Genomic DNA, 19,582 nt, shown 5'->3' with positions numbered 1-19,582 from the left:
GGCCTAGAGGACGGGCAGGTACTGCTCGAGCTCGTAGGGCGTCACCTGGGCGCGGTACGCCTCCCACTCCGCGCGCTTGTTGCGCAGCACGAAGTCGAAGACCCGCTCCCCGAGCGTCTCCGCCACCAGCTCGGACCGCTCCATCGCCTGGATGGCGTCCGAGAGGGACGCGGGAAGCGGCTCGTAGCCCATGGCCTTGCGCTCGGCGTCGCTCAGCTCCCACACGTCGTCCTCGGCGCCTTCGGGCAGCTCGAGGCCGTCCTCGATGCCCTTGAGGCCCGCGGCGAGCAGCACGGAGAAGGCCAGGTACGGGTTGGCGGCCGAGTCCATCGCGCGGTACTCCACGCGGGTCGACTGGCCCTTGCCCGGCTTGTGCACCGGGATGCGCACCAGCGCCGAGCGGTTGTTCGAGCCCCAGCAGACGTAGGACGGCGCCTCGGCGCCTCCCCACAGGCGCTTGTACGAGTTGACGTACTGGTTGGTGATCGCCGTGATCTCGGGGGCGTACTTCAGGAGGCCCGCGATGAACTGGCGCGCCACCGGCGACAAGTTGTGGTCGGCGCCGGCCTCGTAGAAGGCGTTGCGGTCGCCCTCGAACAGGCTCATGTGCGTGTGCATGCCGGAGCCGGGTGCGTCGAACAGCGGCTTGGGCATGAAGGAGGCGAAGACGCCCTGTTCGAGCGCCACCTCCTTCACGACGGTGCGGAACGTCATGATGTTGTCGGCCATCGACAGCGCGTCCGCGTAGCGCAGGTCGATCTCGTTCTGGCCGGGGCCCGCCTCGTGGTGGCTGAACTCGACCGAGATGCCCATGGACTCGAGCATCGTGATCGCCTCGCGGCGGAAGTTGTGGGCAGTGCCGCGCGGCACGTTGTCGAAGTAGCCGGCGCGGTCGACGGGCTTGGGGGCCTGGCCGGGCTCGGGCTTCTCGAGCAGGTAAAACTCGATCTCGGGGTGCGTGTAGAACGTGAAGCCCTGCGCGGAGGCCTTGTCGAGGGTCCGCTTCAGCACCTGGCGCGGGTCGGACAGCGCGGGCTCGCCGTCGGGCGTCGCGATGTCGCAGAACATGCGGGCAGCACCCTGGCGTGCGCCACGCCACGGCAGGATCTGGAACGTCGACGGGTCGGGAAGCGCGAGCATGTCCGCCTCGTACACACGCGTCAGGCCCTCGACGGCCGAGCCGTCGAAGCCGATGCCCTCGCTGAAGGCGTTCTCGAGTTCCGCCGGGGCGATCGCCACCGACTTCAGCACGCCGAGCACGTCGGTGAACCACAGGCGGATAAACCGGATGTCCCGCTCCTCGACGCTGCGGAGCACGTATTCCTGCTGCTTGTCCATGCGCCCATCCTGCCCTATCCATGTGACAACCGCGTAACGCCTGGCGCCCGCGTGGCGGCGGATAGGCTGACCGCATGTCGGAGCTTCGCGTCGCGCTCGCCCAGGTCAACCCCTGCGTGGGAGATATCGCTGGTAACAGCACACTTGTCCGCTCGCGATGCCAGGAGGCCGATGCCGCCGGCGCGCGGCTCGTGGTGTTCCCCGAGATGGTGATGACGGGCTACCCGATCGAGGACCTGGCGCTGCGCGAGAGCTTCCAGCGGGCAGCGGCGGCCGCCGTCGACTCCCTCGCCTCCGGCCTTGCCGACGACGGGCTCGGCCACCTCACGGTCATCGTCGGCACGCTCGGCGTGGCCGCCTCCGGTCGTCCGTTCAACCAGGCCGCCGTGCTGCGCGGCGGCGAGGTGATCGCCCGCTACAACAAGCACCACCTTCCCAACTACGGAGTGTTCGACGAGCGCCGCATCTTCGCCTCGGGCGAGGACGCCTGCGTCGTGGAGGTCGACGGTCGACGCGTCGGCGTCGCCATCTGCGAGGACATTTGGGTGGACGGCGGCACCGTGGCCCAGGTGGCCGATGCCGGCGTCGACCTTCTCGCGGTGCTCAACGGCTCGCCGTTCGAGGAGGGCAAGGGACGCGTCCGCACCGACCTCGCGCGCCGCCGCGCCGCCGAGGTGGGCGCTCCCCTGGCCTACGTCAACCTGTGGGGCGGCCAGGATGACCTGGTCTTCGACGGCCACTCGTTCATCGTGGGCGCGGACGGGTCCTGGCTCGCTAACGCTCCCGGCTTCGAGGACGCGCTACTGGTGTGGGACCTTCCGGCGGCCGATGCCCCGGCGGCCCAGGCCTCCGTGGTCGACTTCGCCTCGGACACCGAGCAGGTGTACCGGGCCTGTGTCACCGGGTTGAGGGACTACGTCGTCAAGAACGGCTTCCGCTCGGTCATCCTGGGAATGTCGGGGGGCATCGACTCCGCGCTCACCGCAGCCATCGCGGCGGACGCCATCGGCGGTCAGAACGTCGTGGGTGTCTCGATGCCCTCGTCGTTCTCCTCCGATCACTCGAAGGACGATGCCGCCGACCTCGCGAAGCGCCTGGGCGCGGACTACCGGGTGGAGCCCATCGCCGCGGTCGTCGACGCGTTCCAGGGCCAGCTGGCTCTCGAGGGCGTGGCGGAGGAGAACCTGCAGGCGCGAGTGCGCGGCGTCATCCTCATGGGGATCTCGAACCGCGAGGGCCACCTGGTGATCGCGCCGGGCAACAAGTCCGAGCTCGCCACGGGCTACGCGACCATCTACGACGCGGGCTCGATCGGCGGCTTCGCCCCGCTCAAGGACGTTGACAAGACGCGGGTGTGGGACCTCGCCCGGTGGCGCAATGCCGACGCCGCGCGCCGCGGCGAGGTCGAGCCGATCCCGGTCAACTCGATCGAGAAGCCCCCGAGCGCCGAGCTGCGACCCGGCCAGGTGGATCAGGACTCGCTGCCGCCGTACGACCTTCTCGACGAGGTCCTGGATGCCTACGTGGAGCACGCCGAGGGCCGCGAGGAACTCCTCGCGCGCGGCTACGACGAGGCGGTGGTGGACCGCGTCCTGTCCCTCGTGGACCGCGCCGAGTGGAAGCGCCGCCAGTACCCGCCGGGCCCCAAGGTGACCGCCCTCGCTTTCGGCCGCGACCGCCGCCTGCCTATCACCAGCCGGTGGCGCGAGGTCTAACCAGCCGCGCCACGGCATCGGCCGCCTCTCATGCCGCAAATGGGGACATTTGCGGCTCCAGCGGCCGTCTCGTGCCGCAAATGGGGACATTTGCACCGGCGGGGCGCGGCCTAGAGTGGTGGGCATGAAGAAGGTCAGGATCCACCACTTCGCCGAGATGAAGGCGCGTGGCGAGAAGATCACCATGCTCACCGCCTACGACTACCCCAGCGCACGCGCATTCGACGCCGCCGGCGTGGACATGCTCCTCGTGGGCGACTCGATGGGCGACAACATGCTGGGCATGGACTCGACGGTCCCGCTCGAGCTCGACGAGATGATCCCGTTCGCCCGTGCCGTCGCGCGCGGCGCCGAGCGCGCCTTCGTGGTCGCCGACCTCCCGTTCGGCACGTACGAGGTCTCCCCCGAGCAGGCCGTGACCTCCGCGATCCGCATGATGAAGCTCTCGGGCGCCGAGGCCATCAAGTTTGAGGGCGGGCGCCGCGTCGCCGCCCAGGTCAAGGCCGTGACCGATGCCGGCATCCCGTTCTGCGGCCACCTGGGCTTCACGCCGCAGTCGGCCAACGCCCTCGGCGGTCACCGCGTCCAGGGGCGCGGCGACGGCGGCTACGACGCGCTCCTGGCCGATGCCGTGGCGCTCCAGGAGGCGGGCGCGTTCGCCGTGGTGCTGGAGATGGTGGTGGCCCCGATCGCCGAGAAGATCAGCGCGGCGCTCGACATCCCCACCATCGGCATCGGCGCCGGCGCGCACACCGACGGTCAGGTGCTGGTGTGGCTCGACGCCATGGGCGTGGGCGACTGGCACCCGCGCTTCTCGCGTCAGTTCGCCGCGGTGGGCCAGGCGATGACCGATGGCGCCGCGGCCTACGTGGCCGCGGTCAAGGGTGGGGAATTCCCGGCCGCCGAGCACACGTTCGACTCCTAACGACCGCTCGCGACACAGGAGGATTCACCATGCCCACGCTCGCCATCGTTGGAGCCGGCCCGGGACTGGGCGCTGCCGTCGCCCGTCGCTTTGGACGCGAGGGTTTCTCCGTCGCGCTGATCGCGCGTGACGAGGCAAAGCTTGACGACCTCGTCGAGGAGCTCGCCGCCGACGGCGTGACGGCCAAGCCGTACCTCGCCGACGTGCGCAACGGCCGCCAGCTCGAGGCCGCGCTGGCCGATGCGGCCGGCGAGCTTGGCCCCATCACCGCGCTGCAGTACAGCCCCCTGCCCTCACGCGACTACCTGAAGCCGGTGCTCGACACCGACCCCGCGCTCGCCCTCGAGGCGCTGCGGTTCTCCGCGCTCGGCCTCATGCACGCCGCCCGCGCCGTCCTGCCCTCCATGCGTGAGGCCGGCGACGGCTCGATCATCCTCATCAACGGCGGCACCTCGGTGAAGTCGCGTGCGGGCTTCGCCGGCACCTCCATCGCCTTCCCCGCCGAGACCGCGTACGGCGAGATGCTCCACGAGCAGTTGAGCGACGAGGGCATCCGCGTGCGCCAGCTCGTGATTCCCGGGGCGATCCCCAAGTTGCAACTCGACAACGGCATCGAGGATGTCGCCGAACGCATCTGGCGCCTGCACGCGGAGCCGGGCGAGTTCCGCGACATGCTCATCCCGCTCGAGGACGGTCGGGAGTAGGCCACGGGTGTGCCCTGGCGGGACATAAGTGTCACGGAATCGCCTCAAGCGACTCTCATGTCCCGCTAGCGCGCAGTCACGGACACAGGGCGCGCAGACGCACCGCCCCACGCCTTCCCCCGCGCGAAGACCAGCGCTGCCCACACGCCCGCCGCGCACGTCACCGCGAGGACGCCAGCGTGGATGCGCACCTGGTGGTCGAGAGCCGCGCTGAGGGCGCACACCGCCAGCATCACGCACGCAACCCCGTTCACCGCGCATACCGCGTATGCGATCCTGCGCTCGACGGACCTGGCACCCCAGAGGGCGCGCGCGTCGCCCGCCCGAGGCCCTCCGGGCCGGCCGCGGATCGTCCGCACCACCCAGGTGCCCATGGGCCACAGGGTGCCAGCGAGCGCCGCTCCCGTGACCAGGCCGAGTCCGAATCCGAGCCAGTCAGTGCCCGTCACGTCAGCGAATGCGAGGCTTCCGACCGACCACATCCACCAGGCGGCATCGGCCACGCCCGCCACGAGCAACACTAGAAGCGCCCAGCGCGACCAGAACCCGGCGCGCGTGACGACCGCAGATCGCGTCACGAGCCCTCGCGCCACTCCTTGTCGTCCTCGTCCCAGTCCTTGGTGCGCTGGGCCGCGGTCGCGAGGGCACTCTCCGCCTCGGCGCGCGTGCCGTAGGGACCCATCAGGTTCTCCCAGGAGCTGCGCTTGCCCTCCTCGACCTCACGGGTCTTGGTGTTGAACCAGAACTCGGTCTCGCTTGTCATTGTCATCGCCTCCATGAATAGACTGCCAGGCATGAGCCCCGTGCGCGAGAACATCAGCAAGGGCGTCGTGTCGCCGTGGAGGGACGTCCCCAAGGACATCCCCCGTCCGGAGTATGTGGGCCGCAAGAAGGCCGCGACCTGGAAGGGCGGGGACGTCCACTCCCCCGAAACCATCGAGAAGATTCGCATCTCCGCCCGCATCGCGGCGCAGGCGCTTGCCGAGGTGGGCCGCCACGTCGAGCCGGGCGTCACCACGGACGAGCTCGACCGCATCGGCCACGAGTTTGTCCTCGACCACCAGGCTTACCCGTCCACGCTGGGATACCCCGGCTCGGCGGGCCGCCCGCCGTTCCCCAAGGCGCTGTGCACGTCCGTCAACGAGGTCATCTGTCACGGCATCCCCGACTCCACGGTCATCCAGGAGGGTGACATCGTGAAGGTCGACATCACCGCCTTCAAGAACGGCGTCCACGGCGACAACTGCGGGTCGTTCATCGCGGGCGAGGGCTCGGCCGATGCACGCCAGCTCGTCGAGGTCACCCACGAGGCGATGATGCGCGGCGTCAAGGCCGCGCGCGTGGGCCGCGAGGTCAACGTCATCGGCCGCGTGATCGAGAAGTACGCCGCCCGCTTTGGCTACGAGTCTGTGCGCAACTACACCGGCCACGGCGTGGGCCCGGCCTTCCACACGGGCCTCGTCATCCCCCACTACGACGCCGCGCCCTACCACGACGACGTCATCGAGCCGGGGATGGTCTTCACCGTGGAGCCGATGCTGTGCATGGGTTCCGAGGAGTCCGACGAGTGGGACGACGGCTGGACCGTCGTCACCAACGACAGCTCGTGGGTGGCGCAGTTTGAGCACACGATCGTGATCACCGAGGAAGGCCCGGAGGTTCTGACACTGCCATGAGCAAGCGCATCGCACTGGGAGTCGACATCGGCGGGACGGGCATCAAGGCCGCTCCCGTCGACCTCAAGACCGGAGAGTTCACCGAGGAGCGCTACCGGATCCCCACCCCGGATCCGGCGACCCCCGAGGCGGTCGCCAAGACCGTCGCCAAGTGCATCGCGCGCTTCGAGCCGGGGCGCAAGACCGCGGTGGGTGTCGCCTTCCCCGGCGTGATCCAGGACGGCGTGGTCAAGACGGCCGCCAACGTCGACGAGTCGTGGATCGGCACCAACCTGCGCACCATCATCCGCGACTATTCGGGGCACGACGTGTACGTGCTGAACGATGCCGACGCGGCAGGGTTCGGCGAGCACCACTTCGGCGCAGCCCACGGGCGCGACGGCTCGGTACTGATGACGACGCTTGGCACCGGCATCGGCACGGCCTTGATCGTCAACGGCGAGCTGGTGCCCAACCTCGAGATGGGCCACATCCTCATCGACGGCGAGGACGCGGAGCACATGGCCGCGGAGTCCGCCCGCGACCGCCTTGGCCTCGACTGGGAGGGCTGGACCGCCAACCTCCAGAAGTATTACTCCGAGATGGAGCGGCTGCTGTGGCCGGACCTCATCATCGTGGGCGGCGGCGTGTCCAAGTCGCACCACATGTTCCTGCCGCACCTCACGCTTCGCGCGCCCATCGTCCCCGCCGAGCTGCGCAACGGCGCCGGCATCGTGGGTGCCGCGGCCTTCGCTCACGAGGCCTTCGAGCGCGACGAAGCCAAGCGCAAGGCCGAAAAGAAGAAGGCGGCGAAGGCCGAGAAGAAGGCGCACGAGCGCCACTGACGTCGGATGAACGCCGCCGCCCTCGCTAGCGCAGGGCGGCGGCGTTCCCGTATCCGCGCCTCCTAGGGCGCCGCGGGCGACTGCGGCTCGTCCGTCGTCGTGACCGCCCCGCCGCCGTCACGCCTGCGCCACCAGCGCGTCCCCGGCTCGCGCGGAGGACGCTGCTCGAGACGCGTGCCGTAATGCACCAGGTCGGGGTCGACCACCGTCAGCGTGAACACCTGCGGGCCCATGCAATACAGCGCCACCACCAGGAACCAGCCGCTCTCGACGAGCATGCGCGACTCGGTGAGCGACTGCACGGCGAGCACGGCGGCAAGCAGCGCCCACCCCAGCGGGATGTAACTGTCGCCTCGCTCGGCGCGCTCCACGAGTCGCCACGCGGAGCCGAACATGAGCACCACGATCACCAGCAGCAGCGCGAGCCCGATGAGGCCCAGCTGCAGCCAGGCGTCCAGGAAGGCGTTGTGGGCGTGCGTGGGGACCACGGGCCACCCCGCCTGCTCCTGCACCGAGTCGACGATGCTCGAGTACGGCTCGTCCCACACGGGCCAGTACCCCACGAATCCCCAACCCTCGGGACGCTGCCAGGCGTAGTGCACGACCTCATCCCAGATGAAGGTGCGGTTGGTGAGGTCGCCACGGCGGTCGAGCGCCGCGAACAGCAGGTCCCGATACTTCAGCACCAGCACGGAGCCGATCGCGAGCCCGGCGAGCATCGTGAAAGACAGGTAGCGCTTGACGACGCCGCGCGCACGGCGCAGGACGAACGCGGCGGCGATCAGCACCACCACCAGCGCGCCCGCCGCGGTCACGGTGGCCGACATCGTCATCACGTGAACGAAGAGGGCCGCCGCCATGGTGACGAGGAAGTCGATCTTGCTGATGCGGCGCTCGAGGACCAGCACGAGCGCGACGATCGCGGTCAGCAGCGCGATCGCACCGAACGGGTTGCGGTTGCCGACGAAGCCTTCGATGGGTCCGCCCGAGAAGAGTTGTCCGTCCGACCAGACGACGGTCGAGCCGTGGCCCGCCAGGTCGCTCAGCCCCGTGGCGAACGGCTCGAGCGGTCCGCGAATGACGACGGCGACAAAGAGCTCGAAGGCGATCCCGAGCGCGAGGCTCACCTGCAGCCCGCGCAGCAGGAGCACCATGAAGCGCACGTTGGTGGAGCCGCGCACGGTAATGATCGCCACGAGCGTTGTCGCGATCGTGACGACGGCGGCGAGCGCCGTGACCCCGCGGGTCGCCGACCACAGGATGGACGCGGTGACCAGGGCAACGAACGCGCCGATGAGCAGCGGCGGCGCCAGATCGCGCCATGTGGGACGAAAGCTGACCACGACCAGCACCACGGTCGCGATGGCCACCACCGCGTACAGCGGGATCCCCAGGAGGTAGCGGAAGCCCTGGCCCGAGGTGAGGAAGACGACCGCCCAGATCGTCAAGAGTTCATGGGCTCGGGTCGACGTGATCCACCCTCGTGTGGGGGCCGTCCTCGACGCCATGCTCGTCACGTAGTTCTCCTGTGCTCATCGCGCAGCCCGGGGCGCACGGGCGCCCACGCGAGCCGCGGCCCGTCGAGGGCAATTAGGGGGGGTTGTCCGTCGAAGTCTATCCGCGCCGAGCGACCGCGGCTCGCTGTCGGCGGAGGCCGCCGGGGGCCGCCGCCATGACTCTCAGAGTTTGCTGCGAATGCCCGGCGTGGCGTGACTTTTTCGACGCAACCGTGACATGATGAACCCGATGCGTGAATGGCGCGCCGCTTCCCCCCCGATGCGAGCTGCGCCTCGATGGCATCCGACCCCGGTGTCGCTAGCCCCCCTTGCGACGCCGGGGTCGTCTCATGTCCGGGCCCGGATGCACATCGGCCGCCCGCACTCCCACCGTGGGGAGCCCGGACGGCCGATGCGGGAGGCGGCTTAGGCAGCCTCGGCCACCTGCTCGGCTGGCCGGCGCCGTGCGCTCAGCCACAGCAGCGCGGCCCCGAACGCGAGCCAGCAGCACAGCACGATGATGGGCTGCGCGATGGCCGCCCCGTCGAAGAAGGCCACGTTGCGCAGCAGCGTGCCGGTGGCGCCAGGGGGCAGCAGCTGGCCGATGGCACCCCAGGGTTGGGGCAGCAGCTCGGGCGCGCTGGTGAGGCCGGACAGCGGGTTGCCGAGCAGCACCACGAAGAGCGCACCCACGGCGATGCCTGGCCGGCCGAGCAGGCTCTCGAGCCCCAACACGGTCATGCCCGTGGCGATGATGCCGAGAATCGCGGCGCCCGAGGTAGCGAGGAAGTTGCCCGTCAGCGTGCCGAACACGAACTCGAGGATCGCGGTCATCGCCAGACCGGCGACGACGCCGAAGACGCCCATGGTGATGAGGCGTTCACGGGTGCCGCGAATGAGCAGCGTGGTCGCCACACCAGCCATGAAGCCACCGAGCGCGATGGGGAGCGCGCCGGCGGACAGGCCGATGCCCTTGGGGTCGTCTTCCGAGGTCGGCACGAGGTCGTTGACGGTCACCTCGGTGCCCGACTGTGCACCCACGGCCTCGCCCATGGCGGTGAGGGCCGATGCCACGGTCGGGGACGCCGCCGTGGCGATGTCCAGGGTGAGGCCGTCGGCCCCGGGGATGAGCGCGCCGTAGACCTCGCGGTTCAGGATGGCGTCCTCGGCCGCGGCGGCGTCGGCGTAGACGGTCACCTCGAACGCGCCCGGCTGCGCGGCCTCGAGGGCGGAGCCCAGCGCGCCCGCGGTCTGCTCATCCCCGACGATGCCGAGCGGCACGTCCTGAGGCGACGAGTTGATGGCGGGCAGGCCGAAGCACAGCAGCATGATCGACAGCAGCAGCGACAGGCCGACGGCGAGGCCGGCGATGGTGCGCCCGCTGCTTGCGGTGGCGGTGGTGGACATGATTCCCCTCCAAAGGACTCGGTTAGATACGATACGTATCGTATCTTATGACGCTCGATAGGGTGATCCCCAAGATGAAGGAGAGCCGATGACCGACGCGACCCCCCGTCGCCGACGCGACGCCGAGCTGCTCGAGGCGATCCGCGAGTCCGTGCGCGCCGAGCTCGCCGAGTTCGGGTTCGCCGGGGTGACGTTTGAGGGCGTCGCGCGCCGCGCCCAGACGTCGAAGCCCGTGCTGTACCGCCGGTTCTCGTCGCGAGCCGACATGGTCATTGACGCGTTTATTCCTCACCGCTTCGCCACCCCTCCCGCGGCGGTCACCGGCGACCTCCGCACCGACCTGTTGGCACTGCTCAATGGCATGGCCGCGCGCATCTCCCCCGCCGACGTCGCCACCATGCGCGGCCTCATCGGCGAGGTCGACGAGGCACACATCGAGCGCGTGGGCGCGCTGACCTTCACCCACCTCGAGGAGTGGCTGCGCGACGTCACCGATGCTGCCGCCGCCGCGGGCGAGCTCGGCCCGACGCCCGTGCCTGCCGCGGCGCTCAGGGTCATCGTCGCCGTCCTGCGTCACGAGCTGATCTTCAGCCGCACCAGCGGCACCGAACCTCAGTTCGCCGCCGTGGTCGACGGCGCTCTGGTGCCCATGCTGCGCGCCGTCACCGCGCCACCCGCGTAGCGCGCCCTAGAGTGCGGCCATGGCATTCAGCGACTCCCCGGTCCTCGAGAACTCCCACACCCGCCTCGAGCCGCTGAGCCTCGCACATCGCGACGGCCTCGCCCGCGCCGTCGCCGTCGACGACCTCTGGCGCACGTGGGTGACCACGGTCCCCTCGCCGGACGAGATGGAGGCGGAGATCGCGCGTCGCATCGCACGACAGCGCTCCGGAGAGATCGCCTCGTGGGCAGTGATTGACCGCGCCACCGACGCGCCCGTGGGGATGACGACCTACCTCCACCTCACCGCTCAGCACCGGCGCCTTGAGATCGGGTCGACGTGGCTCGGCCGGGAGGCCCAGGGCACGGGAATCAACACTGCGGCGAAGCTACTCCTCCTCACCCGAGCGTTTGAGGACCTTGGCTGCCACGCCGTGGAGTTCCGTACCCACTGGCACAATCACCAGTCGCGAGCGGCCATCGCCCGCCTGGGAGCAAAGCAGGACGGCGTGCTGCGCTCTCACATGGTGTGGAAGGACGGCACGCTGCGCGACACCGTGGTGTTCTCGATCATCGCGACCGAGTGGCCCACGGTGCGCGCAAGCCTCACCGCGCGGCTCGACGGCGGCCGGTGAGCGGCGGCGTCAGTTGACGCCACCCACCTCCTCGCCGGGGTCGAAGTTACCCTCGGCGATGTCCTCCCAGAACTGCGGCAGCTCCTCCTCGGTGAGCAGGACCGTCGAACCCACTCCCGACACCCCATAACCCAGCGAGGTGATCGGGGGCGTTCCCGTGACCGCCTGGCCGCCGAGCCCCGCGCGCAGGTCCAGCGCGATGCTGGCCAGACCCATGACGCCCGTGCCTTCGTCCACACGGAACGCGCCGAGCGTCGCCGAGGTGACCGGGATCATCTTCGCCGGATTGAGCAGCGTCGACGGGCTGAGGATCTCCTCGGACACCGCCGCGACCACCTGACGCTGACGCTCGGCACGGCCGATGTCACCGAGCGGGTCCGAGTAGCGCATGCGCGCGAACGCGAGGGCGGTCTCGCCGTCGGCCATGTGGCACCCCGCCTCCCACTCGAGTTCGGACTTCTTGTCGGAGACGTCCTGGTCGTAGCAGAGCTCCACCCCGCCGACCGCGTCGACCATGTCCTCGACGCCCGTGAGACCGATCTCCATGTAGTGGTCCATGGTGAGGCCGGTCAGGCCCTCGACGGTCTCGACGAGCAGTTGCGGGCCGCCGAACGAGAACGCGGCATTGATCTTGTTCTTGCCGTGATCCGGGATCGCCACGTAGGAGTCACGCGGAATCGAAATCAGCGCGACAGGCCCCGACTCGGGCTTGTGCAGCACCATGATCGTGTCGGTCCGCGCGCCCTCGGTGCCGTCGTCGTTGTCCCAGCCCTCGCGCGAGTCGGATCCGACGATGAGGGTCGTCTCGCCGGGAGTATCGGCCGCTCCCGACAGCGCGTCGACGTGGTTGATCTGCCCGTTGACCCACACCATGAACCACAGGCCGAGCGCCACCAGGATGGCAAGCACCACAAGCGCGACGGTGCAGCACCGGTGCTTGCGTCGGCGAGGACGAGGCGCGGCGGGCGCCGCCGCCTCGTAGCGCTCCTGCCCGGGCGCCGCGCCACGCTGAGGCGCCGCGGGGCGCCCCTGCGGCGCGTAGCTGGGAGGCTGCTGGCTGCGCTGCTGCTGGCGCTGGGGCCGCGGCGAGCGCGGCTGCGCCGGCATGGCACGCGTGGGGTCGACGACAGGCTCGCCGCCCGGGCGGGCCGAGGGCCGCGGGGCGGGCTGATGGGTCGAGACGCGCTTGGGGCGCGGCGGCACCGAGGGGGGCATGGGCCGGTTCGCGCTCCGAGGGGTTTCGCGCTCGTGGTTGTCCGAGGTCACGCCCTGAGGGTAGCCCTGCCCTGGACTCAGACGTGGGAGGCGGGCCCTCCAGGACGCCCGTCCCAGGCACGATGCGTCTCAGATGACTAGCGTGGATCCCATGACGGATGAGGCGCGACTGTTCCCCGGCAAGCAGTTCATCTCCACCGTGCTCGATGCGCTCGAGACGAAGACGAGGATGACGGGCGGCCTCGCCCGCGTCTTCGTGATGAGGGCCGTGATGGCGGGAGCCATCATCGGCATCATGTACCTCACCGAGTTCGCCGTCTTCGCCGCGTTCGGCGAATCGGGCCTCGAGGGCGTGGGACACCTGGTGGGCGCGCTCTTCTTCGGCTTCGCCCTGGTGTTCATCTACTACAGCAAGTCAGAGCTGCTGACGTCGAACATGATGATCGTCTCGATCGGCCGCTACCACCGGGCCATCTCCGCCTTCCGCGGCGCGCGCGTCCTGGTGCTGTGCTACCTCGGCAACATCATCGGCGGGCTCGTCATCGCGCTCATGGTGTGGGGATCCACCCTCGCCTCCGGCGAGATCGGCATCCAGATGGCGGGCTCAGTCGACACCAAGTTGGCGTACGTCGCGGGCGGCTTCGCTGGCTGCCTCGACCTGTTCATTCGCGCGATGCTGTGTAACTTCATGATCAACCTCGGCATGCTGATGATCTACAACGGCATGATCAAGAACGAGGTGATGAAGGCGCTCGCGATGATCTCGACCGTGTTCGTCTTCGCCTTCGTGGGCTTCGAGCACTCCGTCGCGAACACCGTCCTGTTCACCATCGAGGCGTTCCAGGGCGGCCTCGACTGGGGCCTCGCGCTCGGCAACCTCGCCATCGTCCTCGCCGGCAACCTCGTGGGCGGCGGCCTCCTCATCGGCTGGTACTACGCGTACGCCAACGACTCGAGCCGCCACCTCCGCAAGCGCGCGACGAGCATCGGGGCCTAGCCCCGGCATCGGCCGCCTAGAGGGGCGCGACCGAGCCCTCCGCCGCGATGTCGATGGGCGACGTGCGGCCGTGAGGCACCGGCCGTCCCTCATCGTCGACGCTGACAAACACCATCTTGTCGATGGTGAGGATGGGGCTACGCGTGATCATGTTGCGCACCTCAGCGCGCATGGCGAGCGAGGTGCGGCCGAACGACAGCACGGAGATGCCCATCTCGATCATGTCGCCCTGCTTGGCGCTCGAGACGAAGTCGATCTCGGAGATGTACTTGGTGACGGCCTTGCGGTTACCCAGCTGGAGGATCGCGTGGATCGCGGCCTCCTCGTCGATCCACCTCAGCAGCGATCCCCCGAACAGCGCACCGTGAGCGTTGAGGTCCTCGGGACGCACCCACCGGCGCGAGCGGAACGTCAGGCGTTCCTGGGCGGGACGAATGGTCACGGGCGAGGTCGGGTCGACCTGGGATTGCACAAGGGCCTCCGGGTAAGGGCGTGGGCGGATGTTCAGCACCACGCTGGGCCGGGCACTTTCGACCCTACTCCTGGTCGCGGGGTGCCCATGACCAAGGTCCCGGATAACCGCCTACGCGCGCTTGATCTTCTCCATGGCCTTGCCCCTGGCGAGCTCGTCGACCAGCTTGTCGAGGTAGCGGGCTTTCTGCGTGAGCGGGTCCTCGATCTCCTCGACGCGGTAGCCGCAGATCACTCCCGTGATGAGGCCGGCGTTCGGGTTGAGGGTCGCGGCGTCGAAGAAGTCGCGGAACGTGGACTCGTCGGCCGCGTAGCCGTCGATGGCCCGCTTATCGAAGCCCGTGAGCCACGTGATGACCTCGTCGAGTTCTGCCTGGCTGCGTCCCTTGCGCTCCACCTTCTGAATGTAGAGCGGGTACACCGCGGAAAAGAGGAGGTCTCCGATGTTGCGCGCCATGCGGCAAGGGTAGTACCGCCGATGCCGGCGCGGACATGCCGCGAGGCCGCCACCCATGCGGGTGGCGGCCTGGCGGCGTGGTTGCGTCGTGTCGCGTTAGGCGACGGGACCCTCGGTGAGGGTGACCGTGGCTTGCTGCTCGGCGCCGGTCGAGTCGGTCCAGGTGAGGGTGACGGAGTCGCCGGGCTCGTAGGCGGAGATGGCCTCGGACAGCGCGCTCGCGCTGGCGACGGCAGTGCCGTCGACGGCGGTGATGATGTCGCCCGCCTCGAGCCCGGCCTTGGCGGCGGGGGTGTCGTCGTACACGCCCTGAACGGTGGCGCCCTCGGTGGCGGTCTGACCCTGGCTTCCCCACTGACCCTGCACGCCGGCGGAGTCGCTGGCGATGGCGACGCCGAGCATTGCCGGGTAGCCGATGCTGACGGTGCCGGACTCGTCGCCGTCCTGGATCTGCTGCGCGATCTCGAGCGCCTCGTCGATGGGCACGGCGTAGGCGATGGTCGTGGCGGTGCCGCTCGAGGCGGCGGTGGTCATGCCGACCACCTCGCCCTCGTCGTCGATGAGGGCGCCGCCGGAGTCGCCGCCCACCACGTCGGCCGCGAACTCGATCATGCCGTCGAGGGTCTCGCCCTCCACGCCGTACTCCGATGAGGTGGTCACCGAGGAGTCGAGCTCGGTGACCGAGCCGTCGGCTGCCATCAGCACGCCGCCGCCCTCGGCGTTGCCGACCGCCGTCACGGTGTCACCGACCGCCACCTCGTCGTCATCGATCGTGACGGTCGTGAGGCCGGAGGCGCCCTGGAGCTGGAGCAGCGCGACGTCCTCGGTGGCGTCCGTGCCGATCACGTTGGCGGTGTAGGTCTCCCCCGTCGAGCCGATGGTGACGGTGATGTCCGTCGCTCCCTCGACCACGTGGTTGTTGGTCAGGATCAGGCCGTCGTCCGTCAGGACCATGCCCGATCCGGCTGCCTCCGCGCTCTGGTAGCCCAGCACGGTGTCGATGAGGACGATTCCCGTGGACTCCGCGTCGCTCGCGGTCGTCGCGTCCTCCTGCAGGGTCCCGGTGCCTCCGTACTGGCTCCCGAGGCCGCCGTCAGTGCCGTAGCCGTCGGTGCCGCCCGAATACCCGTTACCGCCGGGCACGGAGTTGCCCGACCACGTGTCTCCCTGATCGGGGGTCTCCTGGGTGCCCTGCTGGCCCTGCTCCTGCAGCGACTCGTAGAGGTCACGGTAGAGCTGTTCCCAGTCGGGGCTCGTGGAGTCGGCACCCGTGCCGTCCTCGACGTACGCGGAGGCAGCGTCGGCCGTGTCCCCGCGGTCGGTGGTGACGATGAGGCCCGTCGCGACGGCCCCCACCGCCAGCGCGGAGACCGCGCCGAAGGCGACCAACTTGCGCGCTCGGGGGCTGCGCTGCTTGCGGGGTGCGACCTCGACCTCCGGGGCCGCCGCGCCGCCGGTGCCCGTGTACGCCGCGGCGGTCGCGCCGTCCGTGGCCGCAACCTCGGGAAGCGGGTCGGGAGCGGCGAAGCCGGAGTTCTGCGGGGGGTGCTGCTCGGTCATGGTCTCCTCCTCCAATGGCGGGTTCCTACTGATGAGTCAACCGAACCGACCCTGGAGGAAACCTGGAGGAACCTAGGAGATTGCTGAGAGTCACACGAAGGGCGCGGACACGTCCCCGTCGCTGGTGGCGGGAGCGTCGCCGAGCGCGGCGGTGACGAGAGCGACGAGCGCGTCGAGGCGCACGTCCGTCACCTCGTCGGCGCCGTCGATGGCGACCCCGTCGAGAGCGCGTGCCGCGAGGCCCGACTTGCTGTCGATGAGCGCGGCGATCGTCGAGTCAATGGTCTGCGCCGCGATGATGCGCCACGCGGTCACCGGCTCCGACTGGCCGATGCGGTGGATGCGGTCGATCGCCTGGGTCTGCTCGGCATCCGTCCAGGACAGCTCGGCGAGCACCAGGTTCGACGCGACCTGGAGGTTCACTCCGACACCCGCGGCGGACAGCGAACACACGATGACATGCACGTCGGGGTCCTCGGTGAACGCCCTGATGCTCTCCTCGCGTGCCTTCGACGTCTGGTCACCTCGCAACGACACCGACTTCAGGCCGCGGTCAGCGAAGAGCTGCTCCGCCTCATCCATGACGTCGATGTGCTTGGCGAAGAACACCACCTTGCCGACGTTGCGGGCGAGCTGCGCGGCGTAGTCGGCGGCGAGGGCGGCCTTGGCCTGACCGATGCGGCGCACCATCGTGAAGACGTTGTCGCCGGTCTTCTTGGACGCAGAGTCCTTGAGTTCCGCGGCGGCGATGCGGCGCACGAGGTCGAGGTCGATTCCCTCGGGCGGCTCCGGACGCTGAGCCACCGCGTGGCGGTACTGCTCAACCAGGCGCGCCGTGAGCGCCGCCTCCGCGTCGCGGATGGAGCGGCCCTCCTTGCCCGACAGCTCCACCGGCAGGTCGGCGACGCGGCGAGCGGGGATGTCGGCGGCCACGTCGGCCTTGCGGCGACGCACGATGCCCTGTTCCACGACCGCGGCGCGGGCGGCGTCGTAGAAGCCCCTGTCCGTGGGGGTGAGGCCGGCGTCCTCGAGGGCGTCCATGAGCGCGCCCACGGGGCGTTCGTCGTCGATCCACCCCAGGAACTGCCAGATCGCGCGGAAGTCCTCGATGTCGTTGATGAGCGGCGTGCCCGTGAGCGCCATCATGAGCGGGCGCGGGGTGCGCTCGCGGATCCGGTCGGCGAGCGCCAGCACGTGCTGCGAGCGCTGGGACTGCTTGTTCTTGATGAGGTGGGCCTCGTCCACGACCATGCCGCGAAAGCCCATCCCGCCGAACCAGCCGACGTGGCGGTCGAGGATCGCGTAGTTGACCACCACCACATCGGCAAAGGCGTCCACGTCGTCGCCGTCACCGTGAACCACGCTCACCCGGCGGTGAGGGGTCCACAGCTCAACCTCGCGGGCCCAGTTCATCTTGACGACGTTGGGGGCGATCACCAGGAGCGGGTACGCGTCGGCGGCCTGCGCGGCAAGGAGCGCCTGGGCCGTCTTGCCAAGGCCGGGCTCGTCGGCGAGCAGGAAGGTGCGGTGACCGCGGTCGGCCGCCGCCACCAGCTGCGCCTGGTGGGGCATGAGTTCACGCCCCACGGGCGACGGCGCGGAGGCTTGGGCTGCAGCGGCATCGGGCAGCGTCATGCAGGCCGTGGCGCCCGGAGCGTCGCGCTCGAACGAGCGGAACAGCGGGTCCAGGAGTTCCCACGTCGACAGGCGTCCCGCGCGAGGCTGCGAGGCGCGCGCCGCGGAGAAGTCGGGGGCAAGGAACGGATTGGCCATCTGGTACGAGATCGCCGACTGCGGGACCACGGCCTTGGGGGTGGCGGGGGTGGCCGCCGAGGGCGCTGCGGGCTCCGGCGCCTCCTCGACCTCGCGGCCGGCGGCCTTCAACACCGTGTCCTTGTACTCGCGCGCGGCAGGCGACACGCGTGCGTCCTCCGCGAGCAGCGACAACAGGGACGTATCGCGCGCCGCCGTCTTGGCGAGGATCGTGGCCAGGCCGTCGAGTCGCTTCAACTCCTCGTCACGCTTGGCGGTGCTGAGGGAGGCATCGGTCTTCACGCGGGCGCGCTCCTCACGCACCAGCAGCGCCACCACCTGGAACTTGGTGCGGGTGGCGCCACGCGCGGGAGGCTGTTGGGCGGCGCGCTCGACATCGCGCGCGATGCCGGCCATCAGCGGGATCAGACCCTTGGGGGTCGTCGACGACCCGCGCCGGCGCGCCGACTGACCGTTCGTGCGCGAGCGTCCTCGACCGGAACGCCCCTGCCCCGCTGCTGCCAAGACTTCTCCTTCTCCTCGTATCGCCGAGGGTGCGTGATGCGTGACGCCCACGCCCGGGACGGGCGTGGGCGGATGAGCTGGCCGATACGCCGGGTTCTGTCGGGTGTGCGCGTTGCCGCATTGCACACCGGGCGACCATCCATCTAGGCCCTGGATTGCTCCAGGGCTCCAGCGACCTACCCGAGAGCATCGGGCGGGCAGCCCTCAAACGCTCTCTGTCTGGCCTTGCTCCGGGTGGGGTTTACCGTGCCGCTCCTGTCACCAGTCGCGCGGTGAGCTCTTACCTCACCCTTTCACCCTTACCCCCGGCCGAAGCCGGAGGCGGTCTACTCTCTGTGGCACTGTCCCGCGGGTCACCCCGGGTGGCCGTTAGCCATCACCCTGCCCTGCGGAGCCCGGACGTTCCTCGGGATCTTGCGATCACGCGGCCGCCTGGCCAACTCATCCGCACGCCAAGGATAGCGCGACGGGCCTGGTGAGTGGCGCATCGGACACGCCAAGGCGGCCGGCGCCGCGGTTCGACTCCCGTCGATCCTGGGGGCGACTCTCGTCGAGCCCGGCGCCGGCCGCCCGGCCGGTACTGCTGGCGTCAGTCCTGCTCGGCGAGCAGCCGGTACAGGTCCTTACGCGCGGAGGCCAGCACGGCGGCGACCTTCGCGACCTGGTCCTCGTCGGCCGCCACCTGGCGGGTGACGTGCATCGCGGCATCGCGCAGCTGCACCATCTCGTGGCGTACCTGGCCAATGCCCGCTCCGCCCTCGGGCTGCGCGAACAGCGCCGCCGGGGTGGGGACGTTGTCCGCGACCCAGGCACGACCCTCGTCGGTCAGCGAGGCGACCTTGCGCCCCTCGCTCACGTCGATCGTGACCAGGCCCTCGTCCTGCAGCGACTGGAGGGTGGGGTAGATCGAGCCGGGGCTCGGGGCCCACGCGCCCTGCGTGCGCTCCTCGATGGCGCGAATGAGGTCGTAGCCGTGACGCTCCTGCTCCGCGAGCAGGACGAGCACCGCGGCGCGAATGTCTCCGCGCGCCCGGCCACGACCGCCGCGGCCACCGGGGCCGCGTCCGCCGGGACCGCGGTGTCCGCGCGGCCCGCCAAATCCGGCGTCGGCGCCCTCGAAGTCGGGACCGACGCCAGGGCCGTACCCGCCGCGACCGTGGCGGCGGAGCACCTCCGTGCGGGGGTCGTGGCCCTTAAATATGAAGTCGTTGTCTCTCATCGATAT

19 protein-coding genes and 1 other RNA gene are annotated in these 19,582 nt (G+C 69.9%); 8 read left to right on the top strand and 12 right to left on the bottom strand.

Annotated features, from left to right (window positions below):
* Positions 1 to 3 precede the first annotated feature (3 nt).
* Positions 4 to 1,338 (bottom strand): glutamine synthetase family protein, encoded by a 1,335-nt coding sequence (locus tag B7K26_RS06475; RefSeq protein WP_084078105.1) that lies wholly within the window; start codon positions 1,336 to 1,338, stop codon positions 4 to 6.
* Positions 1,339 to 1,412: 74 nt separating this feature from the next.
* On the opposite strand from B7K26_RS06475, the gene B7K26_RS06470 reads away from it, so the two are divergent.
* The 3 genes from B7K26_RS06470 (at position 1,413) to B7K26_RS06460 (ending at position 4,682) form a co-directional block, all read left to right on the top strand.
* Positions 1,413 to 3,053, top strand: coding sequence for an NAD+ synthase (locus B7K26_RS06470; protein WP_084078104.1), 1,641 nt, complete (start codon positions 1,413 to 1,415; stop codon positions 3,051 to 3,053).
* Between the two features lie 124 nt (positions 3,054 to 3,177).
* Complete coding sequence (panB, locus tag B7K26_RS06465; RefSeq protein WP_084078103.1) at positions 3,178 to 3,978, top strand: 3-methyl-2-oxobutanoate hydroxymethyltransferase; 801 nt, start codon at positions 3,178 to 3,180, stop codon at positions 3,976 to 3,978.
* A gap of 29 nt (positions 3,979 to 4,007) precedes the next feature.
* A complete protein-coding gene (locus tag B7K26_RS06460) occupies positions 4,008 to 4,682 on the top strand; it encodes an SDR family NAD(P)-dependent oxidoreductase (RefSeq protein ID WP_084078102.1) in 675 nt (224 codons plus the stop codon).
* A gap of 65 nt (positions 4,683 to 4,747) precedes the next feature.
* On the opposite strand, the gene B7K26_RS06455 is transcribed toward B7K26_RS06460, so the two are convergent.
* Both B7K26_RS06455 and B7K26_RS06450 read right to left on the bottom strand, forming a co-directional pair.
* Entirely contained in the window at positions 4,748 to 5,260 is a 513-nt protein-coding gene (locus tag B7K26_RS06455) for a hypothetical protein (RefSeq protein WP_084078101.1), read from the bottom strand.
* A complete protein-coding gene (locus tag B7K26_RS06450) occupies positions 5,257 to 5,445 on the bottom strand; it encodes an SPOR domain-containing protein (RefSeq protein ID WP_143340545.1) in 189 nt (62 codons plus the stop codon). Before B7K26_RS06450 ends, B7K26_RS06455 begins: the two co-directional genes overlap by 4 nt.
* A 31-nt stretch (positions 5,446 to 5,476) precedes the next feature.
* Between B7K26_RS06450 and map the strand changes: the two genes are divergently transcribed.
* Positions 5,477 to 6,358, top strand: coding sequence for a type I methionyl aminopeptidase (gene map, locus B7K26_RS06445; RefSeq protein ID WP_143340543.1), 882 nt, complete (start codon positions 5,477 to 5,479; stop codon positions 6,356 to 6,358).
* Positions 6,355 to 7,182 carry a polyphosphate--glucose phosphotransferase gene (gene ppgK, locus B7K26_RS06440; protein ID WP_143340541.1) on the top strand — a complete coding sequence of 276 codons (828 nt, stop codon included), beginning with the start codon at positions 6,355 to 6,357 and terminating at the stop codon, positions 7,180 to 7,182. The genes map and ppgK overlap by 4 nt, the downstream gene beginning before the upstream one ends.
* A gap of 62 nt (positions 7,183 to 7,244) precedes the next feature.
* Here ppgK and B7K26_RS06435 read toward each other — a convergent pair whose 3' ends face one another.
* A complete protein-coding gene (locus B7K26_RS06435) occupies positions 7,245 to 8,630 on the bottom strand; it encodes an O-antigen ligase (RefSeq protein ID WP_159449629.1) in 1,386 nt (461 codons plus the stop codon).
* A 474-nt stretch (positions 8,631 to 9,104) separates the two neighbouring features.
* Positions 9,105 to 10,085: a hypothetical protein gene (locus B7K26_RS06430; RefSeq protein WP_084078097.1), complete on the bottom strand. Its 981-nt coding sequence runs from the start codon at positions 10,083 to 10,085 to the stop codon at positions 9,105 to 9,107.
* 88 nt (positions 10,086 to 10,173) lie between these two features.
* Here B7K26_RS06430 and B7K26_RS06425 point away from each other — a divergent pair, with 88 nt between their 5' ends.
* Positions 10,174 to 10,767 carry a TetR/AcrR family transcriptional regulator gene (locus tag B7K26_RS06425; RefSeq protein ID WP_084078096.1) on the top strand — a complete coding sequence of 198 codons (594 nt, stop codon included), beginning with the start codon at positions 10,174 to 10,176 and terminating at the stop codon, positions 10,765 to 10,767.
* A gap of 19 nt (positions 10,768 to 10,786) precedes the next feature.
* Entirely contained in the window at positions 10,787 to 11,380 is a 594-nt protein-coding gene (locus B7K26_RS06420; RefSeq protein ID WP_084078095.1) for a GNAT family N-acetyltransferase, read from the top strand.
* Positions 11,381 to 11,389: 9 nt separating this feature from the next.
* Here B7K26_RS06420 and B7K26_RS06415 read toward each other — a convergent pair whose 3' ends face one another.
* Positions 11,390 to 12,646, bottom strand: a complete 1,257-nt coding sequence (locus tag B7K26_RS06415; RefSeq protein ID WP_234998722.1) for an LCP family protein — start codon at positions 12,644 to 12,646, stop codon at positions 11,390 to 11,392.
* Between the two features lie 100 nt (positions 12,647 to 12,746).
* On the opposite strand from B7K26_RS06415, the gene B7K26_RS06410 reads away from it, so the two are divergent.
* The gene (locus tag B7K26_RS06410; protein WP_084078602.1) at positions 12,747 to 13,592 is read left to right on the top strand and encodes a formate/nitrite transporter family protein; all 846 of its coding nucleotides are present in this window, start codon (positions 12,747 to 12,749) and stop codon (positions 13,590 to 13,592) included.
* A 16-nt stretch (positions 13,593 to 13,608) separates the two neighbouring features.
* On the opposite strand, the gene B7K26_RS06405 is transcribed toward B7K26_RS06410, so the two are convergent.
* From B7K26_RS06405 to B7K26_RS06380, 6 genes are all read right to left on the bottom strand, one after another.
* The gene (locus B7K26_RS06405; protein WP_375537575.1) at positions 13,609 to 14,034 is read right to left on the bottom strand and encodes an acyl-CoA thioesterase; all 426 of its coding nucleotides are present in this window, start codon (positions 14,032 to 14,034) and stop codon (positions 13,609 to 13,611) included.
* A gap of 141 nt (positions 14,035 to 14,175) precedes the next feature.
* Positions 14,176 to 14,520, bottom strand: a complete 345-nt coding sequence (locus B7K26_RS06400; protein ID WP_084078094.1) for a DUF2200 domain-containing protein — start codon at positions 14,518 to 14,520, stop codon at positions 14,176 to 14,178.
* Positions 14,521 to 14,616: 96 nt separating this feature from the next.
* Complete coding sequence (locus B7K26_RS06395) at positions 14,617 to 16,080, bottom strand: S1C family serine protease (RefSeq protein WP_143340538.1); 1,464 nt, start codon at positions 16,078 to 16,080, stop codon at positions 14,617 to 14,619.
* Between the two features lie 90 nt (positions 16,081 to 16,170).
* Positions 16,171 to 18,357 carry a DEAD/DEAH box helicase gene (locus B7K26_RS06390; protein ID WP_375537574.1) on the bottom strand — a complete coding sequence of 729 codons (2,187 nt, stop codon included), beginning with the start codon at positions 18,355 to 18,357 and terminating at the stop codon, positions 16,171 to 16,173.
* A 69-nt stretch (positions 18,358 to 18,426) separates the two neighbouring features.
* Positions 18,427 to 18,801: RNase P RNA component class A (gene rnpB, locus B7K26_RS06385), an RNA gene on the bottom strand.
* A gap of 145 nt (positions 18,802 to 18,946) precedes the next feature.
* Positions 18,947 to 19,576, bottom strand: a complete 630-nt coding sequence (locus tag B7K26_RS06380; protein ID WP_143340536.1) for a PadR family transcriptional regulator — start codon at positions 19,574 to 19,576, stop codon at positions 18,947 to 18,949.
* Positions 19,577 to 19,582: the final 6 nt, after the last annotated feature.

Source organism: Demequina sp. NBRC 110057 (assembly GCF_002090175.1).
Classification (GTDB): Bacteria; Actinomycetota; Actinomycetes; order Actinomycetales; family Demequinaceae; genus Demequina.
Note: the sequence above shows the minus strand (reverse complement) of the source record. Positions and strands in the feature narration are given on the sequence as shown.